Raw genomic sequence first — 20,374 nt, forward strand, 5'->3', positions numbered from 1 at the left:
TTCTAGACGTTGGAGACCGCCACCACGCCCGGATTGCCGACGATGGATAAAAATTCGCGGCGCGTGGAGGGGTCGGTGCGGAAGGTGCCGAGCATGCGCGACGTGACCATCGACACGCCGGCCTTGTGCACGCCGCGCGTCGACATGCACTGATGCGCGGCCTCCAGAATCACACCGACGCCTTCCGGTTGCAGCACCTCGTTGAGCGTGTCGGCAATCTGCACCGTCATCTTTTCCTGGATCTGCAGACGCTTGGCGAACGCATCGACGAGCCGCGCCAGCTTCGAAATTCCCACTACGCGATGTTTCGGCAGATACGCGACGTGTGCGCGTCCGATGATCGGCACCATGTGATGCTCGCAATAGCTCTCGAAGCGGATGTCCTTCAGCACGATCATCTCGTCGTAGCCGTCCACCTCGGAGAAGGTGCGGGCAAGAATCTCGCGCGGGTCCACCGCATAACCGGCGAAGAACTCCTCGTACGAGCGCACCACACGCGCGGGCGTATCGAGCAGGCCCTCGCGCGTGGGATCGTCCCCGGCCCAGCGCAGCAGTACGCGCACGGCGTCCTCGGCTTCTTCGCGAGAGGGACGCTGGATGGCAGGAGCGGCAGAACGTGACGCGGCATCGTTTTGTTTGGTCTTCTTGGCCTTGCTGATCATCTTCTACTCCTGTGATCCTGTGGATGCGGGTGGACGACGGCCCCGACGGCAAGCGGCCATTGTTCCATGTTTTGCGATGCGGCGTGTGCGCGCAAACCTTACGGCCTGCATGGCCGCTGCTTCACGACTGCGCGTGCTGGCCCATCCGTTTCCTGTTTCTTCGTTAGCGTGACAGCCCCTCTTCATGCGCGAGGTGGCTGCGACGTGACGCCGGTTATCGGGTCCGCTCCTCCGTGGCGTCGTTGAACAGCTCCGCGATGACACTGCGCAGCCAGCTCGCACGCGGATCGTTATGGGACTTGCGATGCCAGTGCTGTCGCAGATCGAAGCGCGGCAATTCGAGCGGCGGCTCGACGAGCCTGATGGACGGGTGCTCGGACACGTAAGCGAAGCCGACCGCGTACGGCACCGTGGCAATCAGATCCGTACGCGCGAGGATGAACGGCAAGCTCATATAGTGCGAAGTTTCCAGCACGGCACGGCGCCGCACGCGCTTTTTCTCGAGAAATTGCTCGAGCACTTCCTGGCTGCGACCCTCGGCGCGCACGACCGCGTGACCGCAGGCGATGAACTGCGCGAGCGTGAGCGGCTCGTGCGCCAGCGGATGATCGCTGCGCATCAGGCAGATGAAGCGATGCGTGAAGAGCCGCTGCTGGAAGAAGTTATTGCCCGCGAGGGCGGGAAAATAGCCGACGGCCAGATCCACTTCACCCGCTTCGAGACCGCGTTCGATCTGCGCGGGCGGCAGCGAGACCGAACGCAGGTTTGCGTACGGTGCGCGTTGTGCGAAGCATTGCAGCAGACGCGGCAGGAAAAGCAGTTCGCCGACATCGGATAGCGCGACTGAAAACGTATGCGTGGTGTTGGCCGGGTCGAACGCCTGCGCGTCGAGCATGCCGTGCTCGATGCGCATGAGCGCCTCGCGCGCGGCGGGGATCAGCGCCAGCGCGCGGGGTGTGGGCTCCATGCCGCGCGCGGTGCGCACGAACAGCGGGTCGTCGAAATACTCGCGCAGCCGACCCAGCGCCGTGCTTACGCGCGGCTGGCTCACGCCGAGCCGTTGCGCGGCGCGGCTCACGTTGCGGGCTTCCTCCAGCGCAACGAGGTAGGGGATCAGATTGAGGTCGAGTTCGGACATGCCAGCCCGCGTGGGTACTATCCTCTGGGTGGATAGAGGGTAGCGTGGTCATTACGCTGGGGGATATTGGGGGAAGCGCGGAGGGGGGCTCGTACGGGCGGGTCTCCCGGGCAGGCGACAAACGCGCAGACGCAGCGAGCAACCGGAATCCACCGGAATATGTTCTTTCTCGTGACCATCGTCTCCGGAACGTATCAGTCGAGTAGGTTATTCGATCACCTTGCTTTTTGGTATCACGCGCGGGTCGTTACAGAGTCGCGCACAACTGCCATCACACAGAGGAAAGAGTTCAATCACCACCTGATGCAAATCGAGGGTGCCGTCCCTCTTCCTCACCATCTCATCGGTTAGCGTCTTGGGTTCAATCAGGATATTTGTTGGCCTGATGCCTAGCTGGATCAGGTAAGTTGTAACGAGCGCGCCGCGCTCAGCCTTCAATCTTTCTCCATCCCTCTCTCCGACATAGGCGCCCGCGAATACGTCAGCCCGAATATCAACATCGGGCCACCTGCGGGCTTTGATAACAATGTCTGCGATTGCCAGGCGATCCCGATTTGAAAGGTCAACGGAATTGAAGGGTAGTCGCGTCTCCATAGATTCATTGATGGTGCATGCGTGGGCTACGGCAGGCAGAAGAGACACTACGGTTCCAACCGCAAACAACACTCTCCAAAGGGCTCGAATTCTCATATCTCGACCGTTCTATCGAAGGTTGCGATATACCCGGTGATGCTGTCAGCGTTTCTTATCGCCTTGTCTGGATTTCCCAATGCAAATGCATGCATCCCGCTTTCACCGTTGCCGTACATTAGATCGTCCGAATCGAATGTGTCGGTAAAGTGCGTGCACTCATGAATCAAGGTCTTTATCTTCGCACCTTGCCAGAGGTTGCCATCGGGGTCCGTGCAGAACGAACTGTATATTGCAATGATACGTTTCGCCGAATCCGGCTTGCATACGCTGGCTCGATTCATGCCGCTTTCTGGAACCATCGAGCAGGTGAGGTTTCTGTTCAAAGCATCGTCCCAACGCACGATCTTTTCCGGCACCAGCTCTTGAAGCGCCGACATTAACTTAGGCAATCCCGTTGCGAGAATGCTTCTGATCTCTTCATCAGCTCGCCCGAAGAAATAGGTTGCCCGTGTCCTCTCGTGAGCGTCCCATTTCATCACTGCTGCAAGACGTTCTTTGACCAATACAACGGCAGCGTCCCGAACCTTCATGATCAATCGCTTGAATTCACGATTAGTCATGTTTCTGCATATTGGTTCGGTGTTTAAAGTAACGTTGACGTTAGAGTCTGGATTCGTGTTTGTGACCGCAGTGTCATGAACCGTTACCCATTCTGTAGTATCCGACATGCTATTGCTCCACTTGAAAAACTAGTTTCGTTGCTGCATCCGTTCTAATGTGTTCGCTTTGCCCATGCGCGCTTGCGGATCCCGTGATCCCCCGTTTTCCATCGACAACGATTTTGTACCGCGCATCGACGAGCGGTCTCGCCTCGCTATCGTGCAGGGTAAATTTTTCGTCATACTGAGCGGCGTGTTTGGATACGTTTGAGGCGTACTCACTCGAGGTGACTTTCCGCACGCCACGCGGCTTTCGTTGCGCGCTTACATTCTTCCTTGACCGTCGCATTAGCCGCCCCCTACCAATCGCGTCATCGCTAGTGGTTGTGCGGTCCCCATCCGCTACCAGCCGATCAAACCTTCACGCTCCCGCTCAATGCGCGACCTCGAGCCTTAGCCTTTGGCTGTTGTCAGTCGAGATGCGGCTAGTGCGACCGTGCGCATCGGTGACACCGGTTGCCACGATGATCGAGCCAGCAAGCACGCGATAACGCACGCCACGAAGCGGACGCCCTTCGAAGCCTGTCAACGTGTATTGCTCGTCGTAAGTTGCGTTTTGAACGGGCCGTGCCGGTGCGGCGCCGCGCGGATCGCCAGCGTCTATGATCATCCACTTGCGACCGTGCAGCGCTACGACCGTTGGCGGATTGGGGCACTTGCAGAGCACGCTATCGCCATTGACCGCCTGGAGCCTTCCGCCGCGTGTCATGTCAATCAATCGCTTCGAGGTTGGCGCGGCCCGGACAATCGTGCCTATCGATTTACAGGCTTCGCAGTAGGCCGTGTCGCCAATGAAGGCCATGCGCCGGTGTCTCCCGTCTGGACCTTCAATGGTTCCAGCCGTTCCGTCTGCATAGACCCTTCCGCCGCTGGTGAGCGGATCATCTTCGACCACCGCGTAAAAGATGCCTGGCATGTTCAAGGCTCCTTACGGACGGGGCAGTGTCGCGCCGTACTCATTCACAGGGATGAAGGTCGTAACGCATCCACCGCGCTCAGTGCGAGCGCCGAGCGTTGCGAATTCAAACTTCGTGCCTCTGCGCTCCTGTTCGTCCGACATTCCCATTTCCCCTGATGTAGATGAAAACGACCGGCCACGAAACCACCGGCCATGTGCTTCGGCACTGGCCGAGGCAGTCTAAAATCATCGCTTGTGGTCCGCGCAGGTGTACATCGGATCACTCTGAAAGGGACGTTTGACGGATTCACACCGACCACATCAGGAGTCAAAGGTGCTAACAGAACAGACGCTGCAACTCGGAGCGAATCTGTCCTATCACGGGTTGCCAGTTTCCTAACTCGCGTTGACGGAAGAGGCGCATGGATGGATACCACGGGCTGTCCGTCCGCTCAGTGAGCCACCGCCAATCGGCGCATGCAGGAATGAGCGTCCATACCGGGAGGTTTGCCGCGCCGGCAAGATGTGCAACGGAAGTATCCACGGTGATCAACAGATCGAGCGTGGCGAGGATTGCCAACGTATCGGTGAAGTCGCTGATCGCGGGGCCCACCGTATGGATACTGAAAACGGCAGAGAGTGCTTCGCTTTCGTGCTCGCGCTCGCCCTTTTGCAGCGAGTACCAGATCAAGTCAGGTAACGCGAAGAGCGGCTTCAGCGTGTCGAGCGCAATAGACCTGAAACGGTCCATCACGTGATGTGGGCTACCGGCCCACACAACGCCGACGCGCCGTTTGGTCGAGTTTGACGGAGTCGCCGCTGGTGTATCCGGCATGGCGCCGAGATACGCACCCCAACGACGCACCTGTCCGGCATCGGGCGCGAGGTAGGCCGTCGCCAGCGGCAACGCCGCCAGGTCCAGCCTCATATATTCCGGCATCCTCAGCATATGGCTCCAGTAGTCATAGGGGCCGGGCGGAATACGCGTGTAGACGTTACGCACACACCGCATGCTCGCTGCCAGTCGCGCAACGGGCTCGCTCACCAGTACATCCACGCTCGCGCCTTGCTGATGCAGCCATTCAGCGAAACGGATGAACTGGATTTCATCGCCGCGTCCCTGCTCACCGACCATGAGAAACTGGCAGCCGGCCACTGGCTCGCCGCGCCAGGGCGGAAACGGCGGGCGCACAAGCTGCCGCTCATTGCCGGGTATCGCGTAAAACCACGGATACCGCTTCCACCCCTCGGCAAACTCGCCGAGCCCGAGCTGCACACCCGCGAGGTGGAACTGCAAATACGGGTTGTCCGGCAGCAGGCGCGCGGCTTCCGCGCTATGCGGCCGGCTCTCGGCGACTCTGCCCTGAATGCTGAGCGCGCGCGCCGCGTTGTGATGCAGCAGCGCGTGATGTGGCGCGATGGCGAGTCCCTGCCTTGCGACGCTGAGCGCGTCGTCGACGAGATCGTGAGTATTCAACACATAGCACAGCGACTTGAGCGCCTCGGCATTGTCACTAAAGCGCGTGCGGATCTCCGTGATGACCGCAGCGAGTTCGTCGGTGCGGCGAGCCTTCTTCAACGCAACGATCAGGTCGAGTCCATCCTGAAGGAAGGATCCGTTCAGCGCCCACGCGCGCAGCCAGTAACCGGCTGCATGGTCGACGTACTCCATCTCGCCGCTGATTTGCGCCGCAGCGCGTAGCGCATGGTGCAGCCCAGGCTCGATATCGAGAGCACGGCTGTAGTGAAACAGGGCGGCTTCGAGTTTGCCCGCAAGGCGAAGACTGTCCGCCAGGTTCCGGTGCAGCGACGCCGTGCTGCCCGTTATGCCGAGCGCATGGAGATAACACGTGTGAGCGCGCGGCAAATCACGTTGCAATGCCGCCAGCAGTCCCGCGTGTTCCCAGAGATCGGCGCGCTCCGGCGCCGCCTGCAAAGCCTGATCCACATAAGTGCGCGCACCGTCGATGTCGTTGGCATGCACACAGGCAAGGCCCATGAAATGCAATGCGTGCACGTGCCGCGGCAGCACATCGAGCACTTGCCGATAGCCGCTCATCGCCTCGGCGGTACGCCGCGCCGCTAAATCGGCGTCGGCACGCGCGAGCGTCGCTTCAACCTTGCGCTGCACTTGCTGGTCAGTGACATCGGAAAAGTTTGGCATCCTAATTTAGATTGACGTTTGACTGATTTGCAGAATGAACGCTCAGTGTAGCCGTGAGGTATTACCAGAAGATAGCTAGCCAGAAGATATAGGCCGCTGGGCACTGAGGCGGCGCATCGGAATGCACTCATCCATCATATATATCCCAAACAAGATAAAAATTGTGAATCTTCCGCTCGCGTAGTCGGGGCCTTTACCGGACGTGTGGGATTGCGGAGTTCACGCAAAAGCGGATCATGGATAGCCCTGCCTTGACAAGCCAAAGGGGGGGCTTTCATAATGCGCCAATGCGTTCGCTAAACGAATCACTGTTCGTATAGAGAACAAATTGCGTGTGACCTGTCCGGGTTTGCGCGCCATGACCCGGACGTGGAGACCGTCCCGTGTCTTGCCTACCAGGCGGCCATTTCCATGGAATGGCCGTTCGGCCCAAGCGGCACGGTGCGAAACGTCCCAAAGGAATCGACATGATCAACAAGATTTTCGAATCACTTCAGTCGGCCGTGGCCGATGTGCAGGACGGCGCCACCGTGATGATCGGCGGCTTCGGCACGGCAGGCATGCCGTCCGAGCTGATCGACGCACTCATCGAACAGGGCGCGCGCGACCTCACCATCGTCAACAACAACGCCGGCAACGGCGACATAGGCCTCGCCGCGCTGCTGAAAGCGAAGCGCGTGCGCAAGATCATCTGCTCGTTCCCGCGCCAGAGCGATTCGTATGTTTTCGACGCGCTGTATCGCGCCGGTGAAATCGAGCTCGAACTCGTGCCGCAGGGCAATCTGGCCGAGCGCATCCGTGCGGCGGGCGCAGGCATTGGCGGCTTTTTCACGCCAACCGGTTTCGGCACCAAGCTGGCCGAAGGCAAGGAAACCCGTTTGATCGACGGTCGGCAATACGTGCTGGAGTCGCCGCTGCATGCGGACTTCGCCCTCGTGAAGGCGCTCAAGGGCGACCGCTGGGGCAATCTGGTGTATCGCAAGACGGCGCGCAATTTCGGCCCCATCATGGCGAGCGCGGCGAAAACCGCCATCGTGCAGGTGTCGAAAGTGGTGCCGCTGGGCGAGCTCGATCCTGAAGAGATCGTCACGCCGGGCATCTTCGTGCAACGTGTCATCGAAGTGCCGCAAGCCACGCACGAAGCCGAACTTGCATCCACCGCTGCTGCCTGAGGAGAACCTGAGATGAAAAAACTGACCCGCGATGAAATGGCGAGGCGCGTTGCCCAGGACATCCCTGAAGGCGCGTATGTGAACCTCGGCATCGGCGTGCCGACGCTGGTGGCGAACCACCTCGGCGCCGACAAGGAAATCTTCCTGCACAGCGAAAACGGCCTGCTCGGCATGGGCCCGGCACCGGCACCCGGCGAGGAAGACGACGAACTGATCAACGCCGGCAAGCAGCACGTCACGCTGCTCACGGGTGGCGCGTACTTCCACCACGCCGACTCGTTCGCGATGATGCGCGGCGGCCATCTGGATTTCTGCGTGCTCGGCGCCTTTCAGGTGTCCACCAAGGGCGATCTCGCCAACTGGCACACAGGCGCGCCCGACGCCATTCCGGCCGTAGGCGGCGCAATGGATCTGGCCATCGGCGCGAAACAGGTGTATGTGATGATGGAGCACCTCACCAAGCAGGGCGAAAGCAAGATTGCGGCGGAATGCACGTACCCGGTCACGGGCGTGAACTGCGTCAGCCGCATCTATACGGATCTGGCCATGCTCGACGTCACCCCGGACGGCCTCGTGGTGCGTGAAATCTTCTCCGATATCGGCTTCGACGAACTGAGCAAGCTGACGGGCGTGCCGCTCATCGACGGCACCGAGGCCGCGCGCGCCGCCTGAGCGCGGCGAGTCGTTGACCTTCTGACGCGGCGTGCCGGGACAGGTTCGTCCCGCGCCGCCGCGTGCTGTGCTTGCGTTCGGCGCCGCGTGCGCCGACCATAGCTTCTTCTCCCGCAATTCCATTCCATCATGCTCGAAGCCAGCGCCCGTCTGACCGGTCTGCTCTGTGGCACGCAAGCCATGAACGACATCTGGTCGCCACGCGCGACGCTCCAGCGCATGCTCGATGTCGAAGCGGCGCTAGCGCGCGCTGCGGCGGCGCATCAGGTGATTCCGCGCAGCGCGGTGGCCGCGATCGAAGCCGCCTGCCATGCCGATCAACTGGACGCCGACGCGCTGGTGCGCGACGCGGCGCTCGGCGGCAATCTGGCCATTCCGCTCGTCAAGCAACTCACGGCGCGCGTCAAGGCGGCGGACGCCGAGGCATCGAAATACGTGCATTGGGGCGCGACGAGCCAGGACATCATCGACACCGCCACGGTCCTGCAACTGCGCGACACCTTCGATCTGCTCGACCAGCAGTTGCAAGCCACCTGCGCGGCGCTTGCCGCACTGGCCCGCAGTCATCGCGCCACGCCCATGATTGGGCGCACGTGGTTGCAGCAGGCGTTGCCCATCACCCTCGGTCTGAAATTCGCGCAGTGGCTCGACGCCTTGCTGCGGCATCACGAGCGGCTCGCCGCTTTGCGCGAATGCGCGCTGGTACTGCAATTTGGCGGCGCGGCCGGTACGCTGGCGAGTCTGCGCGATGCAGCGCCCGCCGTGACAGCCGAACTGGGCCGGCAGCTCGATCTGAGCGTGCCCGCTCTGCCGTGGCATACGCAGCGCGATCGCGTGGCGGAAAGCGCGGCGCTGTTCGGCATGCTGATCGGCACGCTCGGCAAGATCGCGCGTGATATCTCCCTGCAGATGCAGACCGAAATCGGCGAACTGGCCGAACCCGCTGCGGCGGGCAAGGGCGGTTCGTCGACCATGCCGCACAAGCGCAACCCGGTCGGCTGCGCGGCGGTGCTGACCGCGGCCACGCGGGCGCCCGGTCTCGTCGCCACAGTGCTGGCAGGCATGGTGCAGGAGCACGAACGCGCGCTCGGCGGCTGGCAGGCCGAGTGGGATGCGCTGCCGGATCTGGCGAGGCTGGCGGGTGGTGCACTCGCGCATATCGAACAGATCGTCAGCGGTATTGATGTCAACACCGCGCGCCTCGCCGCCAATCTCGACGTCACGCACGGTCTGATTCTCGGCGAAGCGGTGATGCTGGCGCTCGGCGACAGCATCGGCCGGCTCGAAGCGCATCATCTGGTCGAACGCGCGTCGAAAGCCGCCATTGCCTCAGGCCAGACGCTTTACGCGGTGCTTGCCTCGGACTCTGCTGTCACGCAACATCTTTCGGACGAGCAATTGCGGCATCTGCTCGACCCGGCTCACTATGTCGGCCAGGCACACGCGTATGTCGACGCCGTGCTTGAACTATACGGCGCACACGCTGGCCGCGCTTCTTCAAAGGAGTAAGCAGAATGCCCTACGCCGCAGTCAACGGCATTGAGTTGCACTATCGCATCGACGGCGACCGGCATGGCCGCGCGCCGTGGCTCATCATGTCGAACTCGCTCGGCAGCGATATGTCGATGTGGACACCACAACTGGCTGCTTTCTCGCAGCAGTTTCGCGTGCTGCGTTACGACACGCGCGGTCACGGTCATTCGGAAGCGCCTAAAGGTCCGTACACGATCGAACAGTTGACCGGCGACGTGCTCGGTCTGATGGACACGCTGAAGATCGACAAGGCGAATTTCTGCGGCATTTCAATGGGTGGACTGACGGGCATCGCGCTCGCCGCGCGTCACGGTCACCGCCTCGAACGCGTCGTGCTGTGCAATACGGCCGCGCGCATCGGCTCGCCGGAAGTGTGGGTGCCGCGCGCAGAACGCGCCCGCAAGGAAGGCATGCTGGCGTTGTCCGAGGCCGTGTTGCCGCGCTGGTTCACCGGCGAATTCATCGAACGTCAGCCGTTGATGTTCTCCGTGATCCGCGATGTGTTCGTGCATACGGATAAGGAAGGCTACGCGAACAATTGCGCCGCGATCGACGCGGCCGATCTGCGTCCCGAAGTGCCCGGCATCAAGGTGCCGGCGCTGGTGATTGGCGGCACGCACGACGTGGCGGCGACCCCGGCGCAAGGCCGCGAACTCGCAGCCGCGATTCCCAACGCGCGCTACCTCGAACTGGACGCTTCGCACATTTCCAACATCGAACAGGCCGACCTCTTCACGAAGACGGTGCTCGACTTTCTCACGGAGCCGCAATGAACGACGAAGAACGCTATGAAGCCGGCATGAACGTGCGACGCGCGGTGCTTGGCGACGCGCACGTCGAGCGCTCGCTCGCGAACCGCACCGAACTTACCGAAGAATTCCAGAACTTCATCACGCGCTACGCGTGGGGCGAAATCTGGACGCGTGAAGGTTTGCCGCGCCACACACGCAGCCTGGTCACCATCGCGTTGATGGTGTCGCTCAATCGTAGCGAAGAACTGGCATTGCATCTGCGCGCGGCGAAGAACAACGGCGTGACGCGTGACGAAATCAAGGAAGTGCTGCTGCAAACCGCGATCTATTGCGGCGTGCCGGCAGCGAATTCGGCCTTTCACCTCGCCGACAAGCTGTTCCGCGAAGACGACGCTGCCAGCGCCTAGAACGTCACCAGCACCGCGCGCAACACCGTCTCCTTGATGACCTCGCGCCAGTGCGCGAGCGCGGCCTTGTCCATCAGCGACTCGCCGAGAAATGCACTGAGCGTGTACTGGTTCGCGTTGTAGAAATAGCCTAATGACGCAATCATGATGTAGACGTCGCGCGCGGCTACCTCGCGGCGAAACACCCCTTTGTCTTTGCCCGCATCCAGCACCTTCTGGACCACCGAGATCGCGTAGCCAGAAATCTCGCGCAGCCTGGACGACTTCTTCGAATGTTTGCCCTGATGCAGATTCTCGCTGGATAGCAGCGTGACGAACTCGGGATGATCGAGGTAGTACTGCCAAACAAATTCCACCATCTGCTGCAAACCATGTACGGGGTCGTCCAGATCGAGATCGAGCCGGCTCTCCGCTTCGTTGAACTGGGTATAGATGGTTTCCAGCACCTCGACGAACAACTGTTCCTTGCTGCCGAAGTAGTAATAGATCATGCGGTCATGCGAGCGGGCCGCTTTCGAAATGCTCTCCACGCGGCCACTGGCATAGCCCTGTTTGGCAAACACCTTGATGGCGGCCTTGAGAATTTTCGCGCGCGTGTCCTGCGCCTGCTTTGCGCGGACACCGGTCGCGCCCGGTTTGCGGACGGCGGTCGCGCTCATGGCTTGCCTCGGCGGAGCCAAGGGAGGCAACCGTCGTCAGAATGGCGCGCCGCAACATGGCACACGGAAGGGAAAGACATTGCGCAGTCCATTTTGATCGAGTAGATTTCAATCAAGTTTGGTGTAGCGGATACTACACGAACGGTGAGTGACCGCAACAATTTTCCAAGCGAAGAGGATGCGCGTCGCACGAAATAAGCCCTGAAATACGGGCTATTTCTTCCACCGGGCAGGACCGATGTGTAATGTTGCTGTTGGGAAATCCCACCATGACTGAACATACGAAGGTCGATTTCGGTGCAGACCGCGTGGATGGCGAAACCGCCTCGACGCCGGGCCCCACCGTGCTCGAAAAGGCCGCGCCACGCAGCGAGCGCATGGCGGCGAACAAGATCGAATGCAATGCGTGCCCGGTGCTGTGCCAGATTTCCGAGGGCCGCACCGGCGCGTGCGACCGCTATGCCAATGCGAATGGCCGCCTGATCCGGGTGGACCCGGTGGTGTTCATGTCGCAATCGCTCGCGAAGGCCACGGCAGAACCGGCTGCATTGATCGAATTTGGTGCAGCGGCCGCTGCGCCCGCAGGGCCAGCAGCGGAATCCAGCGCCCAGCATGAGGAAACGCTCTTCGTCACCGGCGTGGGCGCTTCCTCCACCTATCCCGACTACAAGCCGGCGCCGTTCATCGTGTCGTCGAAACTCGACGACGTGGATATGGTGACCGTCGTCACCGAAGGCATCTTTAGCTACTGCAGTTTCAAGGTCAAGATCGATACCGACCGCTTTCTCGGCCCGGAGCAGTCGAATGTGCGCTGCCAGGGCGAGATTGTCGGCCACGTGAGCACCGCCGAATACGGCTCCCAAATGCTGAGCCTCGGCGGCGTCCATCACCTGACCGGCGGCAGCAAGAAAGAAGGCCGCGTGACGTGCGACATGATGCTGGCGCTCGGCAACAAGCAGAGCGTCGAGTTGAGTATCGACGGCGGCGCGAGTCTGGTGATTCGCGCGGGCGCCGCGCCCATCGTGGATGGCGTCGAAGAAAAGCGCATGCGCGTGGGTTGCGGCTCGGCCACGATAGGCATCTTTGCCAAGCAATGGTTTGGACAGGTCGACGAAGTGGTGGTGGTGGATGACCACATCACCGGCGTGCTCACCGAACATCAAGCGGGCCGCTGCCTCGGCATGGCGCGCTCAGGTCTGAAGATTCGCGGCCGCAAGTCGACCCCAGGCCGTTATTTTCAGGTAGCGAATCCGGGCACGGGTTGGGGCGGCACGGACATTCAGGACCCGCTTGCCATTATCGAAGGCTTCGATCCCGCCGTGGCGCGCCCCGGCATGCGCCTGTTGATGGTGTCCACCACCGGCGAGCATGCGCAATGGTATGAGCTCGATCAGGACCTGACGCCGCGCATCGCGGCCATGCCCGCCGCGGTGCGGCACACGGTGGAGCGTATCGGCGAAAACTGCGAGCCGTCGCTTGCCACGGTGCTGTTCATTGGCGGCGCGGGCGGCAGTCTGCGCGCGGGCGCAACGGAAAACCCGGTGTTACTCACGCGTGCGATCAAGCAGCGGCTGGTGAACGTGACGTGCGGCGGCGCGCCCGCTTACGTGTGGCCCGGCGGCGGCATTACGGTGATGGTGGACGTCACGCGCATGCCGGACCGCTCGTTTGGCACGGTGCCCACGCCGGCAATCGTCGCGCCTATCGAGTTCACGATGACCTACGACACGTATCGCGACCTGGGCGGCCATCTCGACGCGGTACGTTCGCTCGTGAGCGTGCTCGCGAACGGCCCGGAACATCTCGAAGGGGCACCACTCGCGCGCCGCACGTTGGCGCGGCATCCCGACAACCCGTGGCCGCTCGGCATGCCGCCCATGCTCGGATGATCCACTCAAATCCACATACACTTCATCACACAGACTACGACGCCCACCATGACCGCCACTCGCGCGCGGCTTGACGCAAACCGGTGGCATTTGCAGCACGGACCGATTGATCTGATCATCGGTGCCGACGGCGAGGCCACGGCTGTTCACGCCGCGCACGAAGCGTGCTGGCAACGCTTCGTGGGCGTGCTGGATGAGCTGGTGGCGGAATTGCCACTGCTTAAACAGCCCTTGCCTGCTGCGAGCGTTCATTGCCCCATGAAAGGGCGCGTCGCGAATCGCATGTGGAACGCGTGCTACCCGCATCGCGCGCGCTTCATTACGCCAATGGCGGCGGTCGCTGGCAGCGTCGCGGATGAATTGATCGAAGCGTTCGCACGCTCTGGTGTGACGCGCGCGTATATCAACAATGGTGGCGACATTGCGTTGTATCTGAGCGAAGGGCAATCGTATCGCGTGGGTTTGCTGGCTGACCTCGCCGCCTCGCCTGGCGCACCATTGCCGGGCGATCACGCGTTCGATGCAAACCTCACGCTCGATGCCAGCATGCCAGTACGTGGCGTGGCCACCAGCGGCTGGCGCGGGCGCAGTTTCAGTCTGGGGATCGCGGACAGCGTGACCGTATTGGCGCGCAACGCGGCCAGTGCGGACGCCGCCGCGACGATAATCGCGAATGCGGTCGACGTGCAGCATGACGGCATCGTGCGTGCGCCGGCGGCGTCGTTGAAGGACGACAGCGACCTGGGCGACCGGCTCGTCACCGTGGATGTGCCCTTGTTGCCGCCCGCGCTGATTGATCTCGCGCTAACACGCGGCGCCGAAGAAGCGGAACGTCTGCATGCGCAAGGTCTGATTGAAGGCGCTGCGCTGTTTCTGCAACGGCACGCTCGCGTGGTGGGACTGAACCCGGCACGCCCGGTGCACGTTCCCTATGACCTGCCACGCGCACCTTATTTACCGGAGGCTCCGTGTTCGAAATACGCCGCGTACTGACGCACGTCGAAGACATCTATCACGAGTTCGGACCGCCGCCTGCGCAACCGCTCAAGCGCGGCGCGATTGCAGCGGTGCTGAACAATCCGTTTGCGGGACGGTACGAAGCGAAGATCGAGCACGCAATGGAAGCGTTGAAGCCCATCGGCCTCGATCTCGCGCAGCAGCTCCTGGTGGCGATGGCCGTGCCGCATGCGGCGATAGAAAGCTACGGCAAGGGGGCCATCGTCGGCTCAGCGGGAGAACTGGAGCACGGTGCGCTGTGGCATGTGCCAGGCGGCTACGCGATGCGAGAATTGCTCGAGAAGAACGGCGTGCCCACCCATGCGATTGTCCCGTCCACGAAGAAAGTGGGCGCGCCTTCCACGTCGCTGGATGTGCCGATGACGCACGTCAACGCAAGCTACGTGCGCAGTCATTTCGATGCCATCGAAGTCCGCGTGCCAGGCGCACCGGCCGCGGACGAAGTGGTGTACATCCTCGTCATGAGCACGGGGCAGCGCGTGCATGCACGAGTCGGCGGTCTGGCGAAAGAGGCGATCGTCGGCAAGGACGGCCTGCGTTAGACGCAAGCCCATGCAGATGCGCGTTGGCAGATCACGCGCAGAACCCGCAAATGGACAAGAAGGAGAAAGACATGGCAATCAAGCTTCGCAAGCTGGTCGTGCAGGTGGATGAAACACGCATCGAAATGGGTCAGACCATCGACCCGCCGACGCGCCGTGCGGTGGCGATTGCGGTGATCGAGAATCCGTATGCGGGACGTTACGAGCCGAAGCTCGATGCGTTGATCGAAGCGGGTGAGGAACTCGGCGCGTTGCTCGGCAAGAAATGCGTAGAGGCGTTGGGTATCGAGCCAGGCGCGGCGCACAGCTACGGCAAGGCGGCGATTGTCGGCGAAGCGGGCGAACTCGAACACGCCGCGGCCATTCTGCATCCCAAGCTCGGCGCACCGCTGCGCGTCGCGGTGGAGAAGGGCGCGGCGCTGGTGCCGTCAGCGAAGAAGATGGGCACCTTGGGTACGGCGATCGACGTGCCGCTCGGCCACAAGGACGCCGCCTTCGTGCGTAGCCATTTCGACGCCATCGAAGCACGCGTCGCGGACGCACCGCGCGCCAACGAAATCGTCGTAGCCGTGGCCGTCACGAGTGCGGGCCGGCCGCTGCCGCGCATTGGCGGATTGCAGGTTAGCGAAATCAAGGGCGAAGACGGTTTGCGCTAATTTAATTCGCTGGTACTGTCCTGCCTTTGAGACTGGCGCCTGAACGGCCGCTGAGGGTTACGATGCTTTCGAATCTGCTTGTGCAAATGATCAACGGACTCGCCGACGCGTCGACGCTGTTTCTCGTCGCCGCCGGTTTGTCGTTGATTTTTGGCGTGACCCGCATCGTCAACTTCGCGCACGGCTCGTTCTACATGTTCGGCATTTACGTGGCGTACAGCATCGCCAGCCGCTTTGGTCACAGCACAGGCGGTTTCTGGTTATCCGTGCTGGCGGCGGCGCTGGTGGTCGCGGTGCTGGGTGCGCTGGTCGAAATGATCGTGCTGCGACGCATTTATCAGGCGCCCGAGCTGTTCCATCTGCTCGCCACGTTCGCACTCGTGTTGATCTTCCGTGACGCCGCGTTGTGGATCTGGGGTCCCGAAGATCTGTTCGGACCACGCGCGCCGCATCTCGCGGGTGCAGTCAACGTATTGGGTCATCCACTGCCGACTTACGATATCGCGCTGATCGTGATCGGCCCGCTGGTGCTGTTGCTGCTGTGGTATGCGCTCACGCGCACGCGCTGGGGCACGCTGGTGCGGGCAGCGACGCAGGACCGCGAGATGCTCGGCGCGCTCGGTATCAATCAGGCGTGGCTATTCACGGGCGTGTTTTTCGTGGGCGCGTTTCTCGCCGGTCTGGGCGGCGCGCTGCAGGGTCCGCGCATGTCGGCCAATCTGTCGCTCGATCTGGAAACCATCGGCAATGCGTTCGTGGTGGTGGTGGTCGGCGGCATGGGCTCCATCCCGGGCGCTTTCATCGCCGCGTTGCTGATTGCCGAGATCAAGGCACTTTGTATCGGCATTGGTCACGTGTCGGTGGCGGGACTCGATTTTTCGCTGAGCCGCTTCACGCTCGTGGCCGAATTCGTCGTGATGGCGGTCGTGCTGGTGGCGCGTCCGTGGGGATTGCTCGGACGCGCGAGTGCCGCCGTACGCGGCATGGCAGCGCCGGAAACGCCGCTACGTCCCGCTGGAAAACGCCTCAAATGGCTCGCCGCCATCGTGCTCGCCGTGCTGGTGCTGGCACCGCTCGCGGCCAAAGCGTTTCCGTACATGCCCATCCTGCTGGTCGAAATCCTGATCGCCGTGCTGTTTGCCACGAGCCTGCACTTCATCATGGGACCGGGCGGCATGCATTCGTTTGGCCACGCCGCGTATTTTGGACTCGGCGCTTACGGCGCGGCGCTGTTCCTCAAGGTGCTGAACCTGCCAATGGAAGCGGCGCTGTTGCTTGGGCCGCTACTGGCGCTCGGCGGAGCACTGGTGTTCGGCTGGTTTTGCGTGCGTCTTTCCGGCGTCTATCTGGCCATGCTCACGCTCGCCTTTGCGCAGATCGTCTGGTCCGTGGTGTTCCAGTGGGACGACGTGACGGGCGGTAGCAATGGCGTGTTGGGACTGTGGCCGTCTAACTGGTTGTCCTCGCCCGTGGCCTATTACTACCTCACGCTCGTGTGCGTCGCGGTGTGTGTCTGGTTGCTGCGCCGCATGTTGTTTTCGCCGCTCGGTTATGCGATGCGCGCCTCGCGCGATTCCGTGTTGCGCGCCGAGGCCATCGGTATCGACGTGAAGCGTATTCAATGGGCTTCGTTCGTGATCGCGTCGGTGTTTTGCGGCATGGCGGGTTCCCTCTACGCCTTCTCGAAGGGGACGATCTCGCCGGAAGTGATCAGCGTGAGCCGCTCCGTCGACGGCCTCGTGATGGTATTGCTTGGCGGCTTACAGACCCTGACCGGGCCGATTGTCGGTGCCGCCGTGTTCACGTGGTTGCAGGATACCGTTGCGCGGCAAACCGACTACTGGCAAGCGCTGCTGGGTCTCGCCATTCTGCTGCTGGTGATCGCGTTCCCGCAGGGCATCGTCGGTTTTGTGCGCGAGCGCTTTGGCCATGACGACCCGGGTGCGAAGAACGGCCACGCGGGCGATGCGGCGAACAGCGAGAGCATGCGTGCGCCCGCTTCGCCCCCTTCGCCGTCCCAGGCCGCCGCGATGAAGGAGGGACTATGAGCCTCCTGTGCGTTACAGGGTTGTCGAAATCGTTCGGAGGACTGAAGGCTGTCGACGATGTGTCGTTCGATCTCGAGGCAGGTCAACTGCTCGCGTTGCTCGGTCCCAATGGCGCGGGCAAATCCACCTGCTTCAACATGGTCAACGGACAACTGCGGCCCTCGTCGGGGTCGATCCGCCTCGACGGTCACGAACTCGTCGGCATGCGGCCACGCGATATCTGGCGCCTCGGCGTGGGCCGCACCTTCCAGATTGCCGCGACCTTCAATTCGATGACCGTACTCGAAAACGTCCAGATGGCGCTGGTATCACGCGAGCGAAAACTATTTGGCTGGTGGAAGCCCGCCGCCTCCTGGTACGCAGATGAAGCATTCAACCTGCTCGAACAGGTTGGCATGGGCGCGGACGCGCACCGCGCCTGCGGCGTGCTGGCCTATGGCGATGTGAAGCGTGTGGAACTCGCCATTGCCATGGCGAATCGTCCCAAGCTGCTGTTGATGGATGAGCCGACCGCCGGCATGGCACCGAAGGAACGCAACGAGCTCATGGCGCTCACCAAACGTCTCGTCACGGAACATCAAATTGGCGTGCTGTTCACCGAGCACAGCATGGACGTGGTGTTCGCCTACGCCGACCGCATGCTCGTACTGGCGCGCGGCAAGCTGATTGCGCAAGGCAGCGCGGAAGCGATCCGCAACGACGCCCGCGTGCAGGAAGTGTATTTCGGCACGGGCAAGACGTTTCAGGCGCATGCCGCGTTGAAGTCGAATGATGCCTCGCGCGGTCAGCAGGGAGCATTGCAATGAGCGAACCCATGCTGAAAGTGGCGGGTCTGAACGCGTTCTACGGCCGCGCGCATATTCTGTTCGACGTCGGTCTCGAAGTGGGGCGCGGCGAAGTGGTGGCGCTGATGGGCCGCAACGGCGCTGGCAAGTCCACGACGATGAAAGCCGTGATGGGTCTGCTGCCGCGTCGTCACGGAGAAGTCCGTTTCCGCGGTACCGATATCGCCACCTTGCCGCCTTACAAGATCGCCCGCATGGGCATGGGCTTCGTGCCCGAAGACCGGCGCGTGTTCGCCGATCTCTCCGTGATGGAAAACCTCGACACCGGCCACCAACCGCCGCGCGAGGGCGCGCCGCAATGGACCCCGGAAAAGCTCTTCCGCCTGTTTCCCAACCTCGGCGAAATGCCGAAACGCCCGGGTGGCCAGATGAGCGGCGGTGAACAGCAGATGCTGACCGTCTCGCGCACGCTGATGGGTAATCCGTATCTGGTGCTGCTGGATGAACCATCCGAGGGCGTGGCGCCGGTGATCGTCGAGCAGATGGCCAACATGATTCTCGAACTCAAACGCGAAGGGCTATCCATTCTGTTATCCGAACAGAATCTGCATTTCGCGGAGCTGGTCAGCGACCGCGCGTATGTGCTGGAAAAAGGCCAGATTCGCTTTAGCGGCACGATCGGCGAACTCGCGAAGAACGAAACAGTCAGGCGTGCTTATCTGAGCGTCTGATTCCTGCGGTGCCGGATGCCGTCTGGCCGCGAGCCAGCACTGTGCATCAGGCGCCGGGTAGTCGTTGCGAAAGGAGAGGCAGATGGCGGCAGAGACGTTGACAGGGCTATCGGGCAAGGTGGTGGTGACGAATATCGGCTTGCTGCTATCGGGCGATATCGACCACCCCATTCTCGATGCGGACACGCTGGTGATCGACGATGGCGTGATCGTCGCATTTGGCAAGGAGAAGGAGTGCGACCTCGAAGGGGCACGCACCCTAGTGGATTGCAAGGGTACGACCGTCGCGCCGGGCCTGATTGATTCGCACGTGCACCCGGTGTTCGGCGACTGGACGCCGCGTCAGAATCAGATGGGCTGGATCGAGTCGAATCTGAATGGCGGCGTCACCACGATGATCTCCGCAGGTGAAGTGCATTTACCTGGACGTCCGAAGGATGTGGTTGGCGTGAAGGCGCTGGCGATCACCGCGCAACGTTCGTTCGAAGGCATGCGCGGGGCGGGTGTGGGCGGCGGCGTGAAAGTGCTGGCGGGTGCGCCGGTCATCGAAAAAGGCATGGTCGAGGAGGACTTCAAGGAGCTTTCCGAAGCGGGCGTAAAGCTGCTCGGCGAAGTAGGCCTCGGCAGCGTCAAAGGCGGCGAAGAAGCAGGCCAGATGGTGGCGTGGGCCCGCAAATACGGCATTCAAAGCACCATCCACACGGGCGGCCCGTCCATCCCCGGCTCGGGCCTCATCGACAAGGACGTCGTACTGGCCGCCGACGCCGACGTGATCGGGCACATCAATGGCGGCCATACGTCCTTGTCTTACCGGCACGTGTGCGACCTTTGCGAGCAATCCACCCGCGCGCTGGAAATCGTCCACAACGGCAACGAACGCATCGCGCTGTTGACCGCGCGTCACGCCATCGAACTCAAATGCCCGCACCGCATCATTCTCGGCACCGACAGTCCCGCGGGTTCCGGTGTGCAGCCGCTCGGCATTCTGCGGATGATCGCGTTGATTGCGAGTCTCGCGGACGTGCCGGCAGAAATCGCGTTCTGCTTTGCGACGGGCAACACCGCGCGGCAGCGAAATTTGCGCCAGGGTCTGATCGAAGTGGGTCGTCCCGCTGATCTGGTGTTCATGGATCGCGCGCAGCACACGGCGGGGGCCACGCTGCTGGAAAGCGTGCAACTGGGCGATATTCCCGGCGTGGGCATGGTGATGATCGACGGCCTGATCCGTTGCCGGCGCAGCCGCAATACGCCGCCCGCAACTGAAGTACCGGTGGTGTCCTGAGCGCCGCTGGGGAAC

The 20,374-nt window shown here is 62.1% G+C and carries 20 protein-coding genes; 13 read left to right on the forward strand and 7 right to left on the reverse strand.

Annotated features, from left to right (window positions below; all coding sequences use genetic code 11):
- Positions 1-2 precede the first annotated feature (2 nt).
- From folE to D0B32_RS03460, 6 genes are all read right to left on the reverse strand, one after another.
- Positions 3-662 (reverse strand): GTP cyclohydrolase I FolE, encoded by a 660-nt coding sequence (gene folE, locus D0B32_RS03430; protein ID WP_117332263.1) that lies wholly within the window; start codon positions 660-662, stop codon positions 3-5.
- 214 nt (positions 663-876) lie between these two features.
- Positions 877-1,800 (reverse strand): LysR family transcriptional regulator, encoded by a 924-nt coding sequence (locus D0B32_RS03435; RefSeq protein ID WP_117332264.1) that lies wholly within the window; start codon positions 1,798-1,800, stop codon positions 877-879.
- A 207-nt stretch (positions 1,801-2,007) separates the two neighbouring features.
- Positions 2,008-2,442 carry a hypothetical protein gene (locus tag D0B32_RS03440; RefSeq protein ID WP_259294865.1) on the reverse strand — a complete coding sequence of 145 codons (435 nt, stop codon included), beginning with the start codon at positions 2,440-2,442 and terminating at the stop codon, positions 2,008-2,010.
- A gap of 44 nt (positions 2,443-2,486) precedes the next feature.
- Positions 2,487-3,161, reverse strand: coding sequence for a M35 family metallo-endopeptidase (locus tag D0B32_RS03445; RefSeq protein WP_117332266.1), 675 nt, complete (start codon positions 3,159-3,161; stop codon positions 2,487-2,489).
- A 364-nt stretch (positions 3,162-3,525) separates the two neighbouring features.
- Entirely contained in the window at positions 3,526-4,068 is a 543-nt protein-coding gene (locus D0B32_RS03455) for a PAAR domain-containing protein (protein WP_117332268.1), read from the reverse strand.
- 319 nt (positions 4,069-4,387) lie between these two features.
- Positions 4,388-6,214 (reverse strand): tetratricopeptide repeat-containing glycosyltransferase family protein, encoded by a 1,827-nt coding sequence (locus tag D0B32_RS03460; protein WP_117332269.1) that lies wholly within the window; start codon positions 6,212-6,214, stop codon positions 4,388-4,390.
- A 467-nt stretch (positions 6,215-6,681) separates the two neighbouring features.
- Between D0B32_RS03460 and D0B32_RS03465 the strand changes: the two genes are divergently transcribed.
- From D0B32_RS03465 to pcaC, 5 genes are all read left to right on the forward strand, one after another.
- Entirely contained in the window at positions 6,682-7,386 is a 705-nt protein-coding gene (locus tag D0B32_RS03465) for a 3-oxoacid CoA-transferase subunit A (RefSeq protein ID WP_117332270.1), read from the forward strand.
- Between the two features lie 12 nt (positions 7,387-7,398).
- Positions 7,399-8,058, forward strand: a complete 660-nt coding sequence (locus D0B32_RS03470) for a 3-oxoacid CoA-transferase subunit B (protein ID WP_117332271.1) — start codon at positions 7,399-7,401, stop codon at positions 8,056-8,058.
- Between the two features lie 129 nt (positions 8,059-8,187).
- On the forward strand, positions 8,188-9,567 hold the full coding sequence (locus tag D0B32_RS03475; RefSeq protein ID WP_117332272.1) for a 3-carboxy-cis,cis-muconate cycloisomerase: 1,380 nt from the start codon (positions 8,188-8,190) through the stop codon (positions 9,565-9,567).
- Positions 9,568-9,572: 5 nt separating this feature from the next.
- A complete protein-coding gene (gene pcaD, locus D0B32_RS03480) occupies positions 9,573-10,364 on the forward strand; it encodes a 3-oxoadipate enol-lactonase (protein ID WP_117332273.1) in 792 nt (263 codons plus the stop codon).
- Positions 10,361-10,750, forward strand: coding sequence for a 4-carboxymuconolactone decarboxylase (pcaC, locus tag D0B32_RS03485; protein WP_117332274.1), 390 nt, complete (start codon positions 10,361-10,363; stop codon positions 10,748-10,750). The genes pcaD and pcaC overlap by 4 nt, the downstream gene beginning before the upstream one ends.
- On the opposite strand, the gene D0B32_RS03490 is transcribed toward pcaC, so the two are convergent.
- Positions 10,747-11,409: a TetR family transcriptional regulator gene (locus D0B32_RS03490; protein ID WP_117332275.1), complete on the reverse strand. Its 663-nt coding sequence runs from the start codon at positions 11,407-11,409 to the stop codon at positions 10,747-10,749. The two genes, pcaC and D0B32_RS03490, sit on opposite strands and share 4 nt — an antisense overlap.
- A gap of 269 nt (positions 11,410-11,678) precedes the next feature.
- On the opposite strand from D0B32_RS03490, the gene D0B32_RS03495 reads away from it, so the two are divergent.
- The 8 genes from D0B32_RS03495 to D0B32_RS03530 all read left to right on the forward strand — a co-directional run bounded on the left by D0B32_RS03495 (position 11,679) and on the right by D0B32_RS03530 (position 20,359).
- Positions 11,679-13,298 (forward strand): 6-hydroxynicotinate reductase, encoded by a 1,620-nt coding sequence (locus D0B32_RS03495; RefSeq protein WP_117333437.1) that lies wholly within the window; start codon positions 11,679-11,681, stop codon positions 13,296-13,298.
- Positions 13,299-13,346: 48 nt separating this feature from the next.
- Positions 13,347-14,291, forward strand: coding sequence for a UPF0280 family protein (locus D0B32_RS03500; protein ID WP_117332276.1), 945 nt, complete (start codon positions 13,347-13,349; stop codon positions 14,289-14,291).
- Positions 14,267-14,857 (forward strand): amino acid synthesis family protein, encoded by a 591-nt coding sequence (locus D0B32_RS03505; RefSeq protein WP_117332277.1) that lies wholly within the window; start codon positions 14,267-14,269, stop codon positions 14,855-14,857. The genes D0B32_RS03500 and D0B32_RS03505 overlap by 25 nt, the downstream gene beginning before the upstream one ends.
- Positions 14,858-14,928: 71 nt before the next feature.
- On the forward strand, positions 14,929-15,513 hold the full coding sequence (locus D0B32_RS03510; protein WP_117332278.1) for an amino acid synthesis family protein: 585 nt from the start codon (positions 14,929-14,931) through the stop codon (positions 15,511-15,513).
- Positions 15,514-15,575: 62 nt separating this feature from the next.
- Positions 15,576-17,561, forward strand: coding sequence for an ABC transporter permease (locus tag D0B32_RS03515; RefSeq protein ID WP_117332279.1), 1,986 nt, complete (start codon positions 15,576-15,578; stop codon positions 17,559-17,561).
- On the forward strand, positions 17,558-18,367 hold the full coding sequence (locus tag D0B32_RS03520) for an ABC transporter ATP-binding protein (RefSeq protein WP_117332280.1): 810 nt from the start codon (positions 17,558-17,560) through the stop codon (positions 18,365-18,367). The genes D0B32_RS03515 and D0B32_RS03520 overlap by 4 nt, the downstream gene beginning before the upstream one ends.
- A complete protein-coding gene (locus tag D0B32_RS03525) occupies positions 18,364-19,077 on the forward strand; it encodes an ABC transporter ATP-binding protein (protein ID WP_117332281.1) in 714 nt (237 codons plus the stop codon). The genes D0B32_RS03520 and D0B32_RS03525 overlap by 4 nt, the downstream gene beginning before the upstream one ends.
- Before the next feature lie 82 nt (positions 19,078-19,159).
- Positions 19,160-20,359, forward strand: coding sequence for an amidohydrolase family protein (locus D0B32_RS03530; RefSeq protein ID WP_117332282.1), 1,200 nt, complete (start codon positions 19,160-19,162; stop codon positions 20,357-20,359).
- The last annotated feature ends 15 nt before the right edge of the window (positions 20,360-20,374 follow it).

Source organism: Paraburkholderia sp. DHOC27, from assembly GCF_003429005.1.
In the GTDB taxonomy this organism is placed as follows: Bacteria; Pseudomonadota; Gammaproteobacteria; order Burkholderiales; family Burkholderiaceae; genus Paraburkholderia.